The 18,282-nt window shown below is 38.5% G+C and carries 20 protein-coding genes; 13 read left to right on the top strand and 7 right to left on the bottom strand.

Annotated features, from left to right (window positions below; all coding sequences use genetic code 11):
• Nucleotides 1-150: 150 nt before the first annotated feature.
• The 4 genes from ACRPLQ_RS21565 (at nucleotide 151) to ACRPLQ_RS21550 (ending at nucleotide 3,773) form a co-directional block, all read left to right on the top strand.
• Entirely contained in the window at nucleotides 151-1,290 is a 1,140-nt protein-coding gene (locus ACRPLQ_RS21565) for an acyl-CoA dehydrogenase family protein (RefSeq protein ID WP_028411642.1), read from the top strand.
• 131 nt (nucleotides 1,291-1,421) lie between these two features.
• A complete protein-coding gene (gene cccA, locus ACRPLQ_RS21560) occupies nucleotides 1,422-1,781 on the top strand; it encodes a cytochrome c550 (RefSeq protein WP_013059217.1) in 360 nt (119 codons plus the stop codon).
• 169 nt (nucleotides 1,782-1,950) lie between these two features.
• Nucleotides 1,951-2,655 carry a tRNA (adenine(22)-N(1))-methyltransferase gene (locus ACRPLQ_RS21555; protein ID WP_154991833.1) on the top strand — a complete coding sequence of 235 codons (705 nt, stop codon included), beginning with the start codon at nucleotides 1,951-1,953 and terminating at the stop codon, nucleotides 2,653-2,655.
• A complete protein-coding gene (locus ACRPLQ_RS21550) occupies nucleotides 2,652-3,773 on the top strand; it encodes a Nif3-like dinuclear metal center hexameric protein (protein WP_155007639.1) in 1,122 nt (373 codons plus the stop codon). Before ACRPLQ_RS21555 ends, ACRPLQ_RS21550 begins: the two co-directional genes overlap by 4 nt.
• 43 nt (nucleotides 3,774-3,816) lie before the next feature.
• Here the strand turns inward: ACRPLQ_RS21550 and ACRPLQ_RS21545 are convergent, their stop codons facing one another.
• Nucleotides 3,817-4,767, bottom strand: a complete 951-nt coding sequence (locus ACRPLQ_RS21545; protein ID WP_028411638.1) for a 4-hydroxy-3-methylbut-2-enyl diphosphate reductase — start codon at nucleotides 4,765-4,767, stop codon at nucleotides 3,817-3,819.
• Between the two features lie 128 nt (nucleotides 4,768-4,895).
• Entirely contained in the window at nucleotides 4,896-5,609 is a 714-nt protein-coding gene (locus ACRPLQ_RS21540; protein WP_223546251.1) for a YqfQ family protein, read from the bottom strand.
• Nucleotides 5,610-5,785: 176 nt separating this feature from the next.
• On the opposite strand from ACRPLQ_RS21540, the gene ACRPLQ_RS21535 reads away from it, so the two are divergent.
• Nucleotides 5,786-7,105 (top strand): DEAD/DEAH box helicase, encoded by a 1,320-nt coding sequence (locus ACRPLQ_RS21535; protein WP_013059212.1) that lies wholly within the window; start codon nucleotides 5,786-5,788, stop codon nucleotides 7,103-7,105.
• Nucleotides 7,106-7,133: 28 nt separating this feature from the next.
• Entirely contained in the window at nucleotides 7,134-8,021 is an 888-nt protein-coding gene (locus tag ACRPLQ_RS21530) for a deoxyribonuclease IV (RefSeq protein ID WP_028411635.1), read from the top strand.
• 49 nt (nucleotides 8,022-8,070) lie between these two features.
• Here ACRPLQ_RS21530 and ACRPLQ_RS21525 read toward each other — a convergent pair whose 3' ends face one another.
• Nucleotides 8,071-8,322 (bottom strand): DUF2624 domain-containing protein, encoded by a 252-nt coding sequence (locus tag ACRPLQ_RS21525; protein ID WP_013059210.1) that lies wholly within the window; start codon nucleotides 8,320-8,322, stop codon nucleotides 8,071-8,073.
• A gap of 273 nt (nucleotides 8,323-8,595) precedes the next feature.
• Between ACRPLQ_RS21525 and ACRPLQ_RS21520 the strand changes: the two genes are divergently transcribed.
• The 3 genes from ACRPLQ_RS21520 to ACRPLQ_RS21510 are packed head-to-tail and all read left to right on the top strand — an operon-like array spanning nucleotide 8,596 to nucleotide 10,624.
• Complete coding sequence (locus ACRPLQ_RS21520; RefSeq protein WP_028411634.1) at nucleotides 8,596-9,375, top strand: metal ABC transporter ATP-binding protein; 780 nt, start codon at nucleotides 8,596-8,598, stop codon at nucleotides 9,373-9,375.
• Entirely contained in the window at nucleotides 9,372-10,214 is an 843-nt protein-coding gene (locus tag ACRPLQ_RS21515) for a metal ABC transporter permease (protein ID WP_028411633.1), read from the top strand. Before ACRPLQ_RS21520 ends, ACRPLQ_RS21515 begins: the two co-directional genes overlap by 4 nt.
• Nucleotides 10,211-10,624: a Fur family transcriptional regulator gene (locus ACRPLQ_RS21510; RefSeq protein WP_013059207.1), complete on the top strand. Its 414-nt coding sequence runs from the start codon at nucleotides 10,211-10,213 to the stop codon at nucleotides 10,622-10,624. The genes ACRPLQ_RS21515 and ACRPLQ_RS21510 overlap by 4 nt, the downstream gene beginning before the upstream one ends.
• 30 nt (nucleotides 10,625-10,654) lie before the next feature.
• On the opposite strand, the gene ACRPLQ_RS21505 is transcribed toward ACRPLQ_RS21510, so the two are convergent.
• Nucleotides 10,655-11,230 carry a 5' nucleotidase, NT5C type gene (locus ACRPLQ_RS21505; protein WP_034271152.1) on the bottom strand — a complete coding sequence of 192 codons (576 nt, stop codon included), beginning with the start codon at nucleotides 11,228-11,230 and terminating at the stop codon, nucleotides 10,655-10,657.
• Nucleotides 11,231-11,489: 259 nt separating this feature from the next.
• Here ACRPLQ_RS21505 and ACRPLQ_RS21500 point away from each other — a divergent pair, with 259 nt between their 5' ends.
• Nucleotides 11,490-11,855, top strand: a complete 366-nt coding sequence (locus ACRPLQ_RS21500) for a hypothetical protein (protein ID WP_013059205.1) — start codon at nucleotides 11,490-11,492, stop codon at nucleotides 11,853-11,855.
• Nucleotides 11,856-11,891: 36 nt separating this feature from the next.
• Here ACRPLQ_RS21500 and ispG read toward each other — a convergent pair whose 3' ends face one another.
• Nucleotides 11,892-12,995: a flavodoxin-dependent (E)-4-hydroxy-3-methylbut-2-enyl-diphosphate synthase gene (gene ispG, locus ACRPLQ_RS21495; RefSeq protein WP_201763664.1), complete on the bottom strand. Its 1,104-nt coding sequence runs from the start codon at nucleotides 12,993-12,995 to the stop codon at nucleotides 11,892-11,894.
• 151 nt (nucleotides 12,996-13,146) lie between these two features.
• Complete coding sequence (locus ACRPLQ_RS21490) at nucleotides 13,147-13,479, bottom strand: hypothetical protein (RefSeq protein WP_028411630.1); 333 nt, start codon at nucleotides 13,477-13,479, stop codon at nucleotides 13,147-13,149.
• A 76-nt stretch (nucleotides 13,480-13,555) separates the two neighbouring features.
• Between ACRPLQ_RS21490 and ACRPLQ_RS21485 the strand changes: the two genes are divergently transcribed.
• The gene (locus tag ACRPLQ_RS21485) at nucleotides 13,556-14,767 is read left to right on the top strand and encodes an MFS transporter (protein WP_028411629.1); all 1,212 of its coding nucleotides are present in this window, start codon (nucleotides 13,556-13,558) and stop codon (nucleotides 14,765-14,767) included.
• A gap of 151 nt (nucleotides 14,768-14,918) precedes the next feature.
• Here the strand turns inward: ACRPLQ_RS21485 and ACRPLQ_RS21480 are convergent, their stop codons facing one another.
• Nucleotides 14,919-15,695 (bottom strand): DUF1189 domain-containing protein, encoded by a 777-nt coding sequence (locus tag ACRPLQ_RS21480; protein WP_205689537.1) that lies wholly within the window; start codon nucleotides 15,693-15,695, stop codon nucleotides 14,919-14,921.
• 227 nt (nucleotides 15,696-15,922) lie between these two features.
• On the opposite strand from ACRPLQ_RS21480, the gene ACRPLQ_RS21475 reads away from it, so the two are divergent.
• The gene (locus ACRPLQ_RS21475; RefSeq protein ID WP_176343412.1) at nucleotides 15,923-17,578 is read left to right on the top strand and encodes a Na/Pi cotransporter family protein; all 1,656 of its coding nucleotides are present in this window, start codon (nucleotides 15,923-15,925) and stop codon (nucleotides 17,576-17,578) included.
• Between the two features lie 86 nt (nucleotides 17,579-17,664).
• A complete protein-coding gene (locus ACRPLQ_RS21470; protein WP_028411626.1) occupies nucleotides 17,665-18,150 on the top strand; it encodes a DUF456 domain-containing protein in 486 nt (161 codons plus the stop codon).
• The last annotated feature ends 132 nt before the right edge of the window (nucleotides 18,151-18,282 follow it).

Raw genomic sequence — 18,282 nt, 5'->3', positions numbered from 1 at the left:
AAATGGAATCGCTCTCATTTTATTCTTGCCTTGATGAATACTCCTCTATTATAACATGAAAAAATTAAAACGTTTTAAAAGTTGAGAAAATTTACAAAAATGAATTATAATTAGATAATGTAAGCGTATACATTTTTAGGGGGAATAAAAATGAATTATGAATTAACCAATGAACAAAAGATGATTCAACGGACGCTGAGAGAATTTTCAGAAGCTGAAGTAGCACCAAATGCACTAGAGCGCGATCGAAGTAAGCAATTTCCGCTTGATGTTTTTAAAAAGTTAAGTGAGCTTGGTGTAATGGGCCTTCCTTTTCCTGAAGAGTATGGTGGCGGAGGCGCAGATACGGTTAGTTTTGCTATTGTCGTAGAGGAGTTAAGTAAAGCTTGTGGCTCTACAGGAATTACATACTCAGCTCATGTTTCGCTCGGGGGGGCACCTATTTATTTATTCGGAACAAAGGAGCAAAAAGAACAGTACCTACCTGCTTTATGCTCCGGGGAATCTTTTGGAGCGTTTGGTTTAACCGAACCGAACGCAGGAAGTGACGCGGGGGGAACGGAGACCGAAGCAGTGTTGAAGGATGGAACATTTAGGATTAATGGAAGTAAATGCTATATTACGAATGCCAGCTATGCAAAGTTTTTAGCTTTAACAGCTGTTACAAACCGTACAGAAGGTAAAAAAGAAATTTCAGCTATTATCGTGCCTACAGAAGCTCGAGGTTTTACTGTAATAGACAATTACGAGAAAATGGGTCTACATGCTTCAAATACAACTGAACTCGTTTTAGAGGATGTTGAAGTGCCTGAAGAGAATTTACTCGGTGTAAGAGGAGAAGGATTCAAACAATTTCTAATGACGCTTGACGGGGGAAGAATTGGAATTGGGGCAATGGCCGTTGGAATCGCTCAAGCGGCTTATGAAAAAGCACTGTCATATGCGCAGGAAAGAAAGCAGTTTGGGAAAGCTATTTCATCGTTTCAAGCGATTCAGTTTAAATTAGCTGATATGGCCATGAAAATTGAGTTAGCAAGAAATATGGTGTATAAAGCAGCGTGGTTAAAAGACCAAGGAAAGCCATTTACGAAAGAAGCAGCTATGTGTAAACTGTATGCTTCTGAAATTTGTATGGAAGTAGCCAGTCAAGCTGTGCAGATTCATGGAGGATACGGCTACATGAAAGAGTATCACGTGGAGCGGTATTTACGGGATGCCAAGCTTTTAGAAATTGGAGAAGGAACTTCGGAAATTCAGCGCTCTGTTATTGCAAGGCAAATTGGCTGTTAAGATAAGCAATAAGAAATTAGTTAATTATGTAAATAAAACCCTTTCACTTATGAGCATTTTCAAGTAAAATAAAAGTGCTTATACTATTTTGTTATTTCTAGGGATGGGAATACATAAAGGGGGTATAGTGAGTGAAGCGAAATCCGCTAATACCATTTTTATTAATTGCGGTAATCGGGATTGCTTTAATGTTAACGCTTTCGTTCAACGGATTGAACAATGCAAAAGAAATCGCGGCTGAAAAAGAAGGCGGTGGCGCGGAACAGCAGGCTTCAGCTAAACCAGAAGAAATTTATCAAAAAACTTGTATTGGTTGTCACGGCGATCAGTATCAAGGTGGAGTAGGTCCTTCGTTAAAAGGAATTGGGAAAAAAGTTTCTCAAGACGAAATTGCAGATATTGTTGTAAACGGTAAAGGAAACATGCCGCCGGGGCTGGTTCCTCCGGAAAAAGCGAAGGAAATGGCTAAATGGGTATCCGAAATTAAATAGAGTTCAGAAACATGATTTTCTGGAAAGCCGCTCATTTATAAAGCAGGCTTTTTTTTTATGATGTTTTTATACGCATTCAGCTAGAAGGAAAACATGAAGAGAAATAGGAATCATGCAGCTATCTATGTTAAAATAATGAACAGTAATCACATAGAGAATAGGTGACAAAATGAATGAATTAAACTTATCAGCAAGACTTGAAGAAGTAGTAAAGTCGATTCCTTTGGGAGCAAAGATAGCAGACATTGGCTCAGATCATGCGTATTTGCCATGTTTTGCTTATTTAAATGGATATATTAGCGGCGCTGTAGCAGGTGAAATTACAGAAGGTCCCCTGCAATCGGCTATTCAGCAGGTGAAAAAAACAAGCTTAACGGATGTTATTGATGTTCGAAAAGGAAACGGCCTAGAAGTAATATCGCCGAATGAAGTAGACTGTATTACAATCTGCGGAATGGGCGGAACGCTTATTACGATGATTTTAGAAGAAGGAAAGGCAAAATTAGAAGGAGTAAAAAGACTTGTGCTTCAGCCAAATATTGGTTCACATCATATTCGCAGCTGGCTGATTCAACACAACTGGGAAATCATTGATGAAAAAATCATCGAAGAAGACGGTCGTATGTATGAAGTCATCGTCGCTGAACCTGGAAACCCTTTAGCTCCGTATAACGGGGAAGTGGAAGCCGGTGTGTTAATGGGCCCTATTTTAAAAGAAAAGCGCTCTTCTGCTTTTATGACAAAGTGGACGCATGAACTAAATCATCTTAAACAAATTGTCAGTCAAATGGAACAGGCTCAGTCAGAGGAAAGCAAAGCAAAACTTCAAAAACTTACCCAAGACATCTCATTAATTGAGGAGGCGTTAAAATGAGTAAAATCCCTAACGGATTTCAAGTAATTGAGGCATTTGAATCATTTTCTCCCAAGCATTTAGCGGTTGAAGGAGATAAAATTGGTTTACAGATTGGAACGTTAAACAAGCCTGTAAAAAAAGTAATGGTAACGTTAGATGTTCTTGAAACGGTCGTAGACGAAGCAATTGAAAAACAAGTGGATTTAATTATTGCTCATCATCCTCCTATTTTTAGACCTCTAAAACAAGTGGTTACAGATCGTCCTGAAGGACGTATTTTGGAGAAATGCATTAAGCATGATATTGCCGTATATGCTGCTCATACAAACTTAGATATAGCTAAAGGCGGAGTAAATGACTTGTTAGCCGAAGCGTTGGGGCTACAAGAGACAAAAGTGCTGGTTCCGACAACGTCGATTCAATTGAAAAAGCTAGCTGTATTTGTTCCTTCAAATGACGCTGAAGCAGTGCGCACAGCTATTTGTGATGCGGGAGCTGGACATGTTGGCCTTTACAGCGACTGTACGTTTTCAACAGAAGGCGAAGGCACATTTAAACCTTCTTCAGAAGCCAATCCATACATTGGCTCAAAAGGAGAGCTAGAACGTGTCAATGAAACAAAAGTTGAAACTATTTTTGAAGCGGGTCAACAAAATAAAATTATTCGTGCCATGCTCAGTGCTCATCCTTACGAAGAAGTAGCCTATGACATTTATCCAGTGGAACAAACGGGCGAAACGCTTGGACTTGGACGAATTGGTAAGTTAAAAGAAGAGATGACGTTAAAACAGTTTGCCGATCACGTTAAACAAGCATTGGATGTAGATGGTGTCAGAGTAGTAGGGTCTATGGATGCTACTGTGAAAAAAGTAGCTGTTCTTGGCGGAGACGGAAACAAATATATTACAAACGCAAAATTTAGCGGAGCAGATGCCTATGTAACAGGTGATTTGTATTTCCACGTTGCGCATGATGCAATGGCAATGGGATTAAACGTTGTAGATCCTGGTCATCATGTTGAAAAAGTCATGAGAAAAGGTGTAACACGCGTATTAAACAGTCTTTTTGAAGCGAAAAACTTTGAGTGTGAAGTATTTGATTCAAAAGTAGACACAAACCCATTTACGTTTATGTAACAAAGAAGGTGTTGACGAATGTCAACACCTTCTTTTGCGTCTATTAAGACGATTTTTTTGTTCGAACTTTTGGTAAAATTTTTGAAAGAGGCACACTTTTTTCACGTGTCCATGTTGTTTCATCTTCCGGATCGAACTGATCTAGAAAATTGATGACCTCTTTTGTGATTGGAGTAGGGGTAGATGCGCCTGCCGTAACAGCTACGGTTTTCGCGTTCATCAACCATTCGATCTGAAGCTCTGAGATGTCACCGATGCGATATGCCTCAGTGCCGGCAATCTCCATTGATACTTGAGCTAGACGGTTTGAATTGTTACTTTTAGGATCTCCTACTACGATTGTAACATCTGCTTCACCTGCTTGCTCAGCTACAGCTTCTTGGCGAACTTGTGTAGCTAAACAAATTTCCTTGTGAACTTCAGCGTGCGGATATTTTTCTTTTACTTTTTCCATGACATCTGCAACGTCCCACTGACTCATTGTTGTCTGATTGGTTACAATGACTTTTTCACGTTGAATATTTAAATGGGCTACGTCTTCTGCTTTTTCAATTAAATGAACGATATCTGGTGCGATGCCAAGTGCACCTTCTGGCTCAGGATGATTTCTTTTTCCGATATAAATAACGTCATAACCTTCTTTTTCTTTTTGGCGAATAAGGTCGTGGGTTTTTGTAACATCCGGACATGTAGCATCGATTGTTGTTAAACCTTTTTCTTTTGCTCGTTCTTTTACTTCTGGAGATACTCCGTGCGCCGTAAAAATAACGGTTCCTTCATTTATTTGGTCTAAGATTTCTAGGCGATTAGCACCGTCCAGTGTGATAATGCCGTCCTCTTCAAACGCATCTGTAACGTGTTTATTATGAACAATCATTCCTAAGATATAGATTGGTCGAGGCAATGATTTATCTAAAGCGGCGTTTCGTGCAATGACCATTGCGTCTACTACACCATAACAATAGCCGCGCGGTGCGATTTTAATAACTTTCATTTCAATTTCCTCCTCATCATAATCCTGACGAGCAATTCAACTCGCTTCTATTATATAAAAGAGGAAGGAAGAATACAAAGATATTCTTTTTTTACTTACTGTCTTTACTTACGGAACTAGCAGATTTATCAAATATAAAGTTTTGGTTTAGACACTCGATCTCTAGAGGAAAGTTCAATTTCTTCTTCGAAGAAATCCAGCTCATCATCAGATGAATCCGTGCTTTCTGCGCCTGTTGACAAAACCTTACTGTCTTTGCTTTCATCAGTTTCAGCAACCTCTGTTCCTTCTGCTTCGAGTACTTCATCTGTATCGTCACTTGAGCGCAGGGCTTGATAGATTTTCCATAGAGAAGGAGCATTTTTGACAAGAGGTCCGTATTGTTGAATCATAGGTCCCATCGTTTCCGCAGCTTTTAATACTCGCTGAACATTTCCCATCATGGAGCTTAAGTTAGCAGGGTTCGTTAAACCTTGCAAACCTCCAAGCAGGGAAGAAGAGTTGGTCGCTCCTGCAGCACCTTGGGCTCCTGAAAGGCCTGAAAACAAAGAACCTCGAGGAGCAGCAGCTGCTGCTTGTTGAAAGGGGATGTTTCTATTCCCGCCTCTTCGGAATAGGCGAGTTAAGAAGTTACCTCCTCCACGGTTCAGGCCTTGCTGATTCGGGTAAAATGATTGTTGAGCATTTGTTTGCTGGGCAAAGTTACGAAACTGCTGTAATGGATTAAATTGGCCAAAGTTACCAGGTTGTTGCCCAAAACCGTTTTGCGGTGGCATTCCTGGCATCATTCTTCTTTGCATACCGGGTGGAAATGGTGGTCTTCGCTGTAGCAAAGGACGCACCTCCTTTAGTAAAGTAGATTTTCTTTTACTATCGTATGCAACTCGCGATAAAATGTTTTTGAAACAGGTAATAAGTTTTAGTAATATGAATGAGAAGTAGTCACAGAAGGAAAAATCGATTATAATCATATATTGTGCCTTAAAAGATGAACGTGAATGTAAAAAAGGAGACTATTATGGAAAAAACAAACTTTGAACGTTTTGAGTTTCAACCATTTTTAATAGAAGCAATTAAACAATTAGGTTTTTATCAGCCTACAGAGATTCAAGAGCGCTTAATTCCTTCCGTTTTAAAAGGGGAAAGTGTAATTGGTCAGTCACAAACAGGGACGGGCAAAACACACGCTTATTTGTTGCCTTTACTTGAAAAGGTAGATCCTAAAAAAGAAGAAGTACAAGTTGTAATTACCGCTCCAACTCGTGAGCTTGCTTCTCAAATTTATCAAGAAGTCTTAAAGCTAACAAAACACAGTGCTGAAGGAGAAGAAATTTCAGCAAAATGTTTTATCGGCGGTACAGATAAGCAGCGTACAATCGACAAATTAAAGAAACAGCCTCAAGTGGTTGTAGGAACACCGGCTCGTTTGTTTGATTTAGTAAATGAAAAAGCGTTAGTTGTGTATACAACTAAGGCGTTAGTAGTAGACGAAGCTGATTTAATGCTTGATATGGGATTTTTAGAAGATGTGGACCGTTTGGCAAGCAACATGCCTGAAAAATTACAGATGCTTGTTTTTTCAGCAACGATTCCTGAAAAATTAAAGCCATTCTTAAAAAAATACATGGAAAATCCAAAATTTACGCATGTTTCGCCGAAGCAAGCAGCAGCGGCTAAATTAGAGCATGTATTAGTTCCACTACGTCATCGTAACAAGTTTAAGCTGCTGCACGATATGCTTATTTCGTATAATCCTTATTTAGCTATCGTCTTTACAAATACAAAGAAAATGGCGGACGAAGTAGCAGATGACCTACTGTCTAAAGGCTTAAAAGTAGGAAGAATTCACGGAGACTTATCTCCTCGTGACCGTAAGAAAATGATGAAGCAAATTAATAATTTAGAATTTCAATACGTAGTAGCGACAGATTTAGCAGCTCGCGGTATTGATATTGAAGGGATTTCACACGTTATTAACTTTGAGCTTCCTTCAGATCTAGATTTCTACATTCACCGCGTAGGCCGTACAGCTCGTGCTGGTCATTCTGGAATTGCTGCTACAATCTTCGATGTGGAAGATGAAGATGCAGTAAATAAGCTAGAGAAAATGGGAATCGAGTTTGTAAACAAAGATCTTCAAAAGCAAGAATGGGTTTCTATTGATGACCGTAACCGCCGTAAAAAGCGTGTGAAGAAAGCGGATGAAGTGGGAGAAGAGGCACATCGCTTTATTCAAAAGCCTAAGAAAGTAAAGCCTGGCTATAAGAAAAAACGTGCTCGTGAAATTACAAAGTACGTGCAAAAGAAAAAGCGTAGTGAAAGACGCAACAATCGTTAATCGCAATAGGTTAGAGGTGTAAAAAAGAATGTTGAAAATTGGTTCTCACGTATCGATGAGCGGCAAAAAGATGCTTTTAGGAGCAAGTGAAGAGGCAGCTTCTTATGGAGCAAATACGTTTATGATCTATACAGGCGCTCCACAAAATACTCGTCGCAAAAAGATTGAAGAGCTTAATATTGAAGCTGGTCTTTTGCATATGAAAGAGCATGGAATGAAAGATATTGTTGTACATGCTCCTTATATCATTAATTTAGGGAATACAACAAAGCCCGAAACATTTGAGCTTGGAGTAGATTTCTTAACGTCTGAAATTCAGCGCACCCATGCTCTTGGCGCAAAGCAAATTGTTCTTCATCCAGGGGCTCATGTGGGGGCCGGAGCAGATGCTGGTATTCAGCAAATTATCAACGGTCTAAACGAAGTGTTGACAGCTGATCAAGAAGTTCAAATTGCGCTTGAGACAATGGCTGGAAAAGGAACAGAGTGTGGAAGAAGCTTTGAAGAAATCGCCCAAATTATTGATGGTGTGACGCACAATGAAAAGCTCTCTGTTTGTTTTGACACATGTCACGTACATGATGCTGGTTACGATATCGTTCAAGACTTTGACGGTGTATTAAATGAATTTGACAAAACCGTAGGAATACAGCGAATTAAAGTGCTTCACATCAATGATAGTAAAAATGTATGCGGTGCTCGAAAAGACCGTCATGAAAACATTGGGTTTGGTGAAATCGGATTTGGTGCACTGAATTATATTGTTCATCACCCAGCGTTTAAAGAAGTTCCTAAAATTCTAGAAACTCCTTATGTAGGAGAAGATAAGAAAAATAAAAAAGCGCCATATCAATTGGAAATTGATATGATTCGTGCACAAAGCTTTGATTCAGAATTAAAACAAAAGCTTATGTAATTTCATATGTGATTGAAAGAGGTCATGTCTACAGACATGACCTCTTCTTTTACATTAACTGCTGAAATAATTCGTTCACGCGTCTGGCAGTTTCACGATCTGTTACTTGAGCAATTTGTTTGATTAAATTTCGGCGCTCTTCAAGGTTATAAATATTTACGGGCTGCTGTCTAATGACAGATACAAGGGTGTGTGCCTGCTGATCTGTAATGGGGATGTTGTATTGTTTGCTATACTTTAAAAGCTCTTTCGGGGTAATATTGTTTACTTTCTTATTGACAATCTGCTGTACAATTTTCATATGATTACCTCCTCGTCATATACAGTTTATGAATAAAAAAGAAAGATGTGACTATATTGTGTAATAAAACAACATTTTGAGTCGGATGAACCTACGGGGGTAAGAAAGCGAAAGAGTGAAACGGCTTAGTTTACAAATAAAAGACAATCCTGTATACTACATTAATGACTAAATCGTAATGATTCTGAGAAAGTAAATGGGTAACGGAGTATACGATAGAAACCGTGCCCTCTTTTGTATGGAGAAATATAAAAAAAGAATGGTGAGGCGCATATGAATACACCTGATATCATTGAAATTGATCATTTATCATTTCAATATGATGGAGTGAATGTATTAGAAGATATAAGTTTTTCAATTCCAAAAGGAGCTTTTTTGGGGCTCGTTGGTCCAAATGGTTCTGGGAAATCAACGCTAATCAAATGTTTGCTTGGTTTGCAAAAACCATCTCAAGGTTCAATTCGTTTATTTGGAAAAGATCAGAGAAGGTTTAAAGAACGAAGTAAAATTGGATATGTATCGCAAAAAGCGAATAGTTTCAACAGCGGCTTTCCTGCTACCGTTTTTGAAGTGGTTTCCACGGGCCTTACTTCAAAACTAGGTTTGTTTCGCTTTATGAATGCTTCTCATAAACAAAAGGTAAAAGAAGCGGTAGAAGCAGTGGGGATGAGCGAATTTTTAAATCGAAACATAGGAGAGCTATCCGGTGGTCAGCAGCAGCGAATTTTTATTGCACGCGCGCTTGTAAGTGAGCCCGAGCTGTTAATTTTAGATGAGCCTACGGTCGGAGTGGATGCACAAAATGTATACACTTTTTATGAGCTTCTTGAAAAGTTAAATAAAGAAAAAGGAATTACGCTTGTGCTTGTTACTCACGATATTGGAACTGTCTCGGAAAAAGTAACCCACGTTGCTTGTTTAAATAAATTTTTACACTTTCATGGGAATGCCAAAGAATTCGAACAGCTTTGTGAACATGACGTATCTATGTTTTATGGTCATAATGTTCATGTGTTAACCCATGATCATCATCATGGAGGGCAGCACGTATGATAAGCAGTTTATTTCAATTTGAGTTTTTGCGAAATGCATTTTTAACAGGTATGATTATTGGCGTCTTAGCTCCTTTATTGGGCACGTTCATCGTAGTAAGACGTCTTTCTTTAATTGCAGACGCGTTAAGTCACGTGACGCTAGCCGGAATTTCTGCGAGCTTGCTTCTTAGTCAGAAAATAGGGTTTATGCAAGGAGTGAACCCCGTCTATTTAGGAATGGTGTCTTCCGTTACAGGGGCTCTTTTTATCGAGAAGCTTCGAGGGGTCTACAAGCACTATCAAGAGCTGGCCATTCCGATTATTTTATCGGGCGGAATTGGTATTAGTGCAATTTGTATCTCGCTGGCAGACGGTTTTAATAATGATTTAATGAATTATTTGTTTGGAAGCGTGAGTGCAGTTAGTCGTTCGGATCTTTGGACAGTTGTTGTCATAGCCGTATTTGTAATAGCTATTGTCTTTTTCTTATATAAAGAATTATTTATTTTATCTTTTGACGAGGAGCATGCTTCTGCTTCTGGAATTAAATCGAAGTGGATGCACTTTTTATTTATCGTGATGGTTGCTCTTGTCATTGCTGTATCGATGCGTATCGTCGGTATTCTATTGGTGTCATCGCTTATGACTCTTCCTGTAGCAGCAAGCATTCGCTTAGCTAGAGGCTTTAAACAAACGATTCTGCTTTCGGTGATTTTTGGTGAAATATCTGTTTTAGGCGGATTATTTTCAGCGTACTACTTGGATTTAGCACCAGGCGGTACAATTGTTGTCATTGCTGTTGTTATTTTAATCATATCTATTATGATTAATAAAGGACGGAAGGGGAAACAAAAATGAATTTAACTGAAGCCATTCATTTATTAAAAGATCAAGGATATAAACATACAGGAAAACGTGAAGAAATGCTTGCCTTGTTTTCAAAATCAAATAAGTACTTAACGGCAAAAGATGTATTAGAATATATGAAGCCTGATTATCCTGGTCTAAGTTTTGATACAATCTACCGTAATTTATCATTATTTGTAGAGTTAGGCGTACTTGAAATGACGGAGCTTTCGAGCGAAAAGCACTTTCGATTTAAATGTGCAACTGCTCATCATCATCACCACTTCATTTGTTTAGATTGTGGAAAAACAAAAGAAATTGAAGCTTGTCCGATGGAGTATGTAGACGAGGATTTGCGAGGGTATAATATTACAGGCCATAAATTCGAAATTTACGGTCAATGTATAGAATGTAATCAATAAAAAAGAGAGGGTGCTATGCACCTCTCTTTTTTATTTTTGCTGTTCTTTTAACCAGTCGGCTACCCACTGATCTGCTTCTAGCCAGTTATATACGCGAACCACTCCTTTTGGAACAGGTAAGCGATTATAAGGAGTATCAAATAAGATAACGGGAATATTGCATTCTTCACTGATTTCACAAGCATTATCATGTTTGTCTTCAAAAAAGATATCAACATCGTATCGTTTTGCTGTCTCAACTTTAAAATGAGAGCCGACTAACTCAATGTGATGAAACGATAGCTCATTTTTTTGAAACCATTCTTCCGTGACGTCCAATAGCTGATCGTGCCTTGCACTAATAAAGAATAATTCGTGCTTTTGATGCCACTTTTGCAAAACCGCTTTTGCATCGTCTGCAAGTGGAGAGGTTTCGTAAATAGAGCGTTCATTTGCTTTAAACCATTTCCCGAGTTCTGCAGGTGATACATTTACAAAAGGGCTGAAATCATATTCTGTAATATCTTCAAGTGTTAAATTTAAGTTAAAGGCTTTATTTAAATGAGGAACAAAAGTTTCAGGAGAGGTAACAGTTCCATCAATGTCAATTCCAAACTTTTTTGTCAACTACGTGCACTCCTTTAATACGTTTATTCTACTTAGGTGCTTGATTATTCTTGTCTAGTGTAACATAAAGCCTAAAGAGAAACAGTAATACTTTTTATACTCCTTAAGAAAAAAGATAAGGATGATTATACGGTGTGGGAATCGTGCAGGTATCTATTTTTGCAAGAAAATGAGCAGCTGTATAAGATTAACACTTATAATTTTTTCTCGCATTCAGATACTATAAATGCTCCTTATTTACGAAAGCGAGGGATTAAGCATGGAGAATGAAGAACAAAGGCGTAGAAAAGATGTATATGAAGCTGATTTCATGGAAGAAACTGCAGCTGAAGTGGGCGTTCCTTACCGAGTAGGAGAGCCACATGCAGAGCGTGAAGTTATAGATATTGACCGCAATCGCAATCATGAAGTCGCTGGACGAGGAGAAGGAACGGGATACGGTCGTTTCGCACTCGTGCTTTCGATTCTTTCACTATTCTTTTTACCAATTATTCTTGGTGCCGCTGGGATTATTCTAGGGTTTATCGCACGCAGAAAAGGAGCACTTACGCTAGGAGCATGGGCAATAGGGATCGGAGTTGTATCGATTATTGTCGGTACGTTTATATTACCGTTCTTTTCATAAAAAAAGCGAGGCGCATATGCGCCTCGCTTTTTTTGGTTATGATTTAGCTGCAGCTTTTTCAGCTTCTTGCTTTGCGTGATATTCAGCAGCAATTTTATCAATTTCTTTTTTTAGTTCCTCAACCATTGTTTCTTCCGGAACTTTGCGTACGATTTCACCTTTGCGGAATAGAAGACCTTCACCGCGTGCTCCTGCAATCCCGATATCAGCTTCACGAGCTTCGCCAGGACCGTTTACAGCGCAGCCAAGTACCGCTACTTTAATCGGTGCTTTTACAGTTGAAATATACTCTTCAACTTCATTAGCAATGCTAATTAAATCAATTTCAATACGTCCGCAAGTTGGGCAAGAAATAAGCGTTGCAGCATTGGAAGCTAAACCGAATGATTTTAGCAACTCGCGTGCAACTTTTACTTCTTCTACAGGATCCGCACTTAAAGAAATACGTAATGTATTTCCGATTCCTTTAGACAAAATAGCGCCAAGACCTGCTGCACTTTTTACAGTTCCCGCAAATAATGTACCCGATTCTGTAATTCCTAAGTGAAGAGGGTAGTCAAAAGCTTGAGCAGCTTTTTCATATGCTTCAATTGCCAAGTTAACATCGGATGCTTTCATTGAAACGATGATGTCATGGAAATCAAGGTCTTCTAAAATTTTAATGTGATGAAGTGCACTTTCTACCATGCCATCTGCTGTCGGATAGCCGTATTTATCTAAAATACGTTTTTCCAGTGAACCGGCGTTAACTCCAATACGAATTGGAATATTTTTAGCTTTTGCAGCATTTACAACAGCTTCCACTTTTTCACGGCGTCCAATATTACCTGGGTTGATACGGATTTTATCCGCTCCGCCTTCAATTGCTTTTAACGCTAAGCGATAGTCAAAATGAATATCTACAACTAATGGAATGTTAATGCGTTTTTTAATTTCAGGGATTGCATCTGCTGCGCGCTCATCTGGACAAGCAACACGAACAACTTGGCATCCTGCTTCTTCTAAACGTTTAATTTCTGCAACCGTTGCTTCAACATCATGTGTTTTAGTGGTTGTCATACTTTGAATAACTAATTCGTTACTGCCCCCAATTGTTAAATCTCCAACTTTAACGGGGCGTGTTTTTGTACGATGTATAATTTCACTCACGTGATAATCTCTCCTTCAAAATGAAATCAAGAATTTGAATTCATTAATAGAATAACTCTTTATGAACAAAATAACTAGTAGAAAGTACTACCTTAGCTATTTTAACAATGACTATCCCATCTTGACAAGAAGAATGCTGTCATTACTTGTAAATAGGGAACTTATACGTTTTTCCAATTTGAATATCTTCAGGCGCTGTACCGTTATTTAACTTCTTAAAGTCTTTAATCATTTGGTTCATAGAAACCGGTATCGATTTTTTTGTAAGCTCTTCAATGACGGACAAAACTGTATCGCCTGGCTTAATTTTTATTTTTGTATAGGTGGAAGAAGAGCTGGCGGCTTTTGTTTCTGCAGGCTGCGCTTTGCTGACTTGAACTGCTTCAGTCGCAGTAGGAATGGTCCCGTATTTAATGTCGTAGTGACAAATATATCCGATAAAAGCGAAAGCGGCTAATGCACATAGCTTTTTCATTATGCTCCTCCTTCATTCTTTTGCTTATGTGTAAAGCCTATGCTTGTCTTACTTAAATATGATTGGAGAACGAAAATTGAAAGAAAAATTAATGATTGTTTCATTAGGCTTATTGCCTTTAATCATGGTGCTGGGAAATTCCATGCTCATTCCTCTGCTGCCAAGCATTCAAAAGTCACTTCACTTAAGTGGAGTCCAAACCAGTTTGATACTGAGTGTATTTTCGATTCCGGCTGCATTGTGTATTCCTGCGGTAGGAATTCTATCAGATCGATATGGACGTAAAAAATTAATTATGTATTCCCTCATCGTGATGATAATCGGTAGCCTTGTCGCTGCTAGTAGCGCTTTGGTCTCTTCTGGAAGCTTTGCTGTGTTGATGGCTGGAAGAGTGATTCAAGGGATTGGCGCTGCTGGTACTACAACGTTGGCAATGGCATTAACTGGAGATGTATTTACAGGGGAAAAAAGAGCAAAAGTCCTTGGGATTTTAGAAGTATATAATGGAGCTGGAAAAGTGGTTGCACCTATAATTGGAGCAACGGCGGCACTCGTTGTATGGTATGCCGCATTTTTTGTGTATCCTTTAGCTGCAGGTGCTGCTTTAGTAGGTATAGCCATGTATGTGAGAGAAGCGAAAACAGGTTCAGATTCAGTATCTGTTGGAGAGTATTTAAAGAGAGCCATTGGGATCGTCTATGATAAAAGAAAATCGCTTTTTCCTTTATTCTTTGTCGGGGGACTGGGGTTGTTTTTATTATTTGGCATTTTATATTACTTATCTTTTTTAATAGAGGAAACGTATCATATAGACGGTTTTTTCAAAGGAACCGCTTTTTTATTTCCTCTTGGCGCGATGACGCTCGTTTCTTATTGGACCGGTCAGCGAATCAAAACAGATGTAGTGCTCATGAAAAAATTGATGATAGTAGGAATGATTCTTTTATTCGTAATGTTTGGAGTATTAACGGTGATTTATACGCTTCCTGTGCTGATGTTTTGTTTGACAGTCGCCTTTGGCGGCTTAGGATTTGTTCTTCCTTGTATTAATATGATGATTACTTCAGCGGCTTCAGACGAAGAAAGAGGATTTATTGTATCCATTTATGGAACGGTGAGATTTTTAGGAGTAGCGTTGGGACCCGTTGTTTTTGAAGTGTGGATGCATACTGAAAGGCTGATGTTTATTTATAGCTTTAGTTTGCTCGCAGCAGGAGGTTTGTGGGTTTTGTATCAGTTGAAAATTTTTTCTTCTGCAATGGGGAGAAGAAAAGTTGTACAGAAATAAAGAGGCTGGGACAAAAGTATGTTAGTTGAAGAAGCTCCGAACAAATTTGATTCTTGATCAAGAATTAAATTTGTTCGGAGCTTTTCATTGGCAGGGTAAACATAGATTTTATGTATGTAGGTGCTTCTAGCCGTTGATTGGATTCATTTCGTTATGTTTCAATCGCTTTATTAGGTTTTACCTTTTTTCTCATAGGAACCCTTGTGACGAGCAATAAGTAAATGAAGAACGTTCCTATCCAGTAAAGAGAGCTATGTGTTGCTAGAGACAAAGAAAAAGCTTCAAAAAGCGTATAAAGCAGCGTGAAGGCTACCGTACTATAAGCGCTCAGTGCCCATAGCTGTTTGAAAGGAAGCTGCTTCTTAGTGATGAGTCCAATCAGTTTTCCAAGATAAGCAAGGCAGGTAATAGAAAGGAAGTTTAGTCCAGATGTTAATACGTACAGTAAAAGCATAGCGATAGGGACAAGTATGTATAAAGAAAATTTTTGTTCGTGCAGCAAGTTTAACAGTTCATTTTTATCTTTATGATGCCAGTTTAGCAACTCATATGAATACGTTTGTGTTTGTGAATTAGTCGTGATGTAAATTCCATCCTTTAAAAAACCAATTGCATGAGCAGGGGAATGAAACCGTTCAATAGACTGTGAGGGGTCTAAAATAAAAGCGGTACCGTTTACTTTTTTTGTGAAAGGTTGGCTTGACGTAAGCTGTGAATTTGAAATAGAAAAAGAAGAAACCGATTTCGGAAGCTCTGTTGTAGCAATGTGATAGCCGTTTACAATTGTCAACGTCATAAAGAAAAATGTAGGCAGCAAAGAAATAAGTGTTAAAAACAATATGAAGCCAATGGTTTTGTTTGTATGCTCAAAGCGAAGAGACCTCATTTTTTGAAAGGAAGTAAGACTCCATCCCATCTTTTTTAACATGATTATTGTAAACCCTCCTTTTATTAAAAAATTCTAACTATAATTTATTCTATAGCGGAAATTCAAGGTTTACAATAGATTCTAGAAATCGTTTCCAATTACAATGTAAATATACTGTTAAGTTATTGTAAACATTAGCGTAAAAACGTTTACAGTGCTTTTAAGATTCGTTAATAATAGTGAGGACTTCTCTATGTCGTTAGAAAAAAATCAAGGAGTTGAGGTGTTTGGAACTAGATGTTCAAAAAATGATTTTTGAATTTATCGGTGGACTCGGAATCTTTTTATTCGGGATTAAGTTCATGGGAGATGGGTTGCAAAAATCAGCAGGAGATAGATTGCGCGATATTTTAGACAGATTCACAACTAATCCGTTTATGGGAGTTCTAGCAGGTATTCTGGTTACCGTTCTTATTCAGAGCAGCTCAGGAACCACTGTTATTACGGTAGGCTTAGTAAGTGCCGGTTTTATGACTTTGCGCCAAGCTATAGGGGTTATTATGGGCGCAAATATCGGTACGACAGTTACAGCTTTTATAATCGGAATTGACATTTCGAGCTACGCTCTTCCTATTCTCGCAGTGGGAGCGATTTTACTCTTTTTCTTTAAAAGTAAACCTGTTCAAAATTTTGGTCAAATCGCTTTTGGGTTTGGAATGTTATTCTTTGGTCTAGAGCTTATGGGAAGCGGGATGAAGCCGCTTCGCTCACTTCAACAGTTTCATGATTTAACTGTAAGCATGAGTGATAATCCGATTTTAGGAGTTGTAATTGGCACTTTATTTACGGTGATTGTGCAAAGCTCTAGCGCTACTATCGGAATTCTACAAGAACTTTTTGGACAGGGCGCTATTGATATACATGCCGCGCTGCCTGTATTGTTTGGAGACAACATTGGTACGACTATTACCGCTATTTTAGCTTCAATCGGGGCAAGTGTGGCAGCAAGAAGGGCTGCTTTAACGCACGTAATGTTCAACTTAATTGGTACAACTATCTTTTTAATTATCTTGCCGTTATTTACTCGTCTTGTGGAGTACTTGAGAGAGACGATGGGCTTAAACCCAGAAATGACGATTGCATTTGCTCATGGTCTCTTTAACACAACCAATACAATTATTCAGTTCCCTCTTATCGGTCTGCTTGCGTTAATTGTTACAAAGCTGATTCCTGGTGAAGATGCTGTTATAGACTTTAAACCTAAACATCTTGATCCTATTTTTATTGAACAGTCTTCTTCAATTGCTCTTGGGCAGGCAAAAGCAGAGCTTATTCGTATGGGAGAATTCGCGACGATTGGGTTAGAAGAAGCCAATAGTTATTTGAAGACGCGCCATCCTAAACATTCTGATGCTACTATGCAAATTGAAAATGCCATTAACAATTTAGATAAAAAAATCACGAATTATTTAGTGTTGTTATCCCGCTCTTCCATGTCAGAAGCTGAAAGCGAAGAGCATTCTGTGCTTCTAGATACTGCGCGAGATATTGAGCGTATTGGCGATCATTTTGAAAATATCATTGAACTTGTTGATTATCAAATTACAAATAAGGTGAAAATGACAAAAGAAGCTAATACCGACTTAGCTGATATGTTCGAATTGACTATTGTAACAGTTAAAGAAGCTGTTTTTGCTTTAGAAAAAGTAGATAGAGAAAAAGCAGTCCAGGTCATTCAAAAAGAAGAGCAGATTGATGCAATGGAGCGTCTGCTTCGTAAGAAGCACATTTTACGTCTAAATGAAAATGTATGTACAGGTTCTGCTGCTATTGTTTTTGTCGATATCATTAGCAATTTAGAACGAATTGGAGATCATGCTGTTAATATTGCGGAAGCGGTACTCGGAGATCGCTATCTAAAGACATATTCAAAGGTAAAATAAAGAAAGGCCTTGCTCATGCAAGGCCTTTCTTTATAAGAGTGGTTATTGTATGATAAATAGTAATAATAAAAAGGATAGGTGCGGGCATGGCTATTTTATGTTGGGCATTAGTTATCATTAGCTTTGTTGTATCGTTTGTTGGGTTGGTTTATCCCATCATCCCAAGCGTGCTATTTGTAGCGCTAGGATTTGTCATATACGGTTTATTTTATGATTTTAGCTCCTATAGCTGGTTATTTTGGGTGATACAAGGATTGTTAGTTGTCGCACTTTTTTTAGCAGACTATATCGCTAATATTATTGGTGTGAAAAAATTCGGAGGCACTAAAGCAGGCGTTTGGGGAAGTACAGTTGGATTGCTTGTGGGTCCGTTTGTTATTCCGGGATTTGGAATTATTTTAGGGCCGTTTATCGGAGCGATTGTAGGAGAACTGATTGTTCATCGGACCACAATTAGCAACGCAGTAAAAATTGGAGTAGGTTCGGTTATTGGCTTTTTTAGTGGCGCTATCTCGAAAGGATTTATTCAACTGTTGATGATTGCCTATTTTTTATACGCTGTTTTAAAATAATATATTGACTTTAGGCCAGAAACATGTTAAATTTTTAATGTCGCTAGTAAATGTTATATTGTTCCACAGTAGCTCAGTGGTAGAGCTATCGGCTGTTAACCGATCGGTCGTAGGTTCGAGTCCTACCTGTGG

The sequence above is a fragment of the Priestia sp. TRN 1309 genome (assembly GCF_050846875.1).
GTDB lineage: Bacteria > Bacillota > Bacilli > Bacillales > Bacillaceae_H > Priestia > Priestia zanthoxyli.
This window is presented reverse-complemented; position numbering and strand designations above follow the sequence as displayed.